This window comes from Bremerella sp. JC817 (genome assembly GCF_040718835.1).
In the GTDB taxonomy this organism is placed as follows: domain Bacteria; phylum Planctomycetota; class Planctomycetia; order Pirellulales; family Pirellulaceae; genus Bremerella.
Map to the genome: position 1 here is coordinate 1 of NZ_JBFEFG010000113.1, position 1266 is coordinate 1266.

1 protein-coding gene is annotated in these 1266 nt (G+C 56.5%); it reads right to left on the minus strand.

The window, feature by feature from the left end; translation table 11 throughout:
* Positions 1–40: 40 nt before the first annotated feature.
* Positions 41–1175 (minus strand): IS3 family transposase gene (locus AB1L30_RS00520; RefSeq protein WP_367011398.1). Its coding sequence is split into 2 segments (ribosomal slippage): positions 41–893 and positions 892–1175, totalling 1137 coding nucleotides; the frame shifts between segments, so codons are not numbered across the junction.
* Positions 1176–1266 lie beyond the last annotated feature (91 nt).

The following is a 1266-nucleotide window of genomic DNA, read 5'->3' on the forward strand; positions in this document are numbered from 1 at the left end:
TGAAGTGGACCCCAATTTTCGGACCACGGGAGCCGGTTTCTTAAGTGGATTGCTGGGCTCCAAGTCGCTGGCTGGTGTGGACGGTCCACGGGGTTCGATTGCCTAGCGACTGGTGAGGGCGTTCGTGGCTATAGAATTTGAAATATTGAGTCAGCCCTTTCTGACAATCGGCTCCTGATTCGTATTGCTTGAGGTAGATGTCCTCGTATTTCACGCTTCGCCACAATCTTTCGATGAACACGTTGTCCAATGCCCGGCCGCGACCGTCCATGCTGATCTCGATCGCATGGGACTTCAGCCGATCGACGTACTGACGACTGGTAAACTGGGCTCCTTGATCGGTGTTGAAAATCTCAGGCGTCCCTTGGTCCAATGCTTCATCCAAAGCGGCTACGCAGAACTCGCCATCCATGCTATTGGAAAGCCGCCACGATAAAACATAACGGCTGTACCAATCGAGCACCGCCACCAAGTACAGGTAACCGTGGCGCATCGGAACGTAGGTGATGTCGCTCGACCAAACCTGGTTCGGACGGCTGATCACGACGTCCTTCAGCAGGTACGGATAGACCTGATGCTGTGGTGCCGGACGGCTTGTAGAAGGTCCCGGTGCAAGCCCTTCGAGCCCCATTTTCCGCATCAAACGCTGGATTCGCTTGCGATTGACGGTAAAGCCCTGGCCTTGCAAACACGTGGTCATGTTACGGCTGCCCCAGAACGGTGTCTTGAGGTACTGCTCGTCGATCCGCCGCATGAAGTCGAGGTTCTCTGCCGTCTCAGGCACCGGCTCGTAATACAACTGCGAGCGTTGAATGCCCAGCAGTTGGCACTGTCGTCGAACGCTGATTTTCGCGTGTCCGTGGTCGATCCATCGCAGGGCCTCGTCACGAGTTCTCGGCAACTTTTTTTTTGAGCCATTCGAGCTCGACCTTCAAGCGACCGATCTGCTCGTACAACTCGGACGCATCCGGTTCATCACTCTTGGCTGCCTTGCCGCTGGCCCCCTCGAAGGCCTGCTCGGCCCCAGCCACAAGTTGCTTCTTCCAGAGCGTGACCTGGTTCGGGTGCACCTTAAACTGCTGCGCGACCTCGTTGATCGTCTTGAGCCCGCGCACCGCTTCAAGGGCCACCTTGGCCTTAAACGCCGCATCAAACCGCCGCCGCTTCCGCGCCATCTGAAACCTCCTGATGACGCCACGATACCCTCATCCACGAGCCAAAGAAATCCACCTTAACCCGTGGTCCGAAAATTGGGGTCCACTTCAT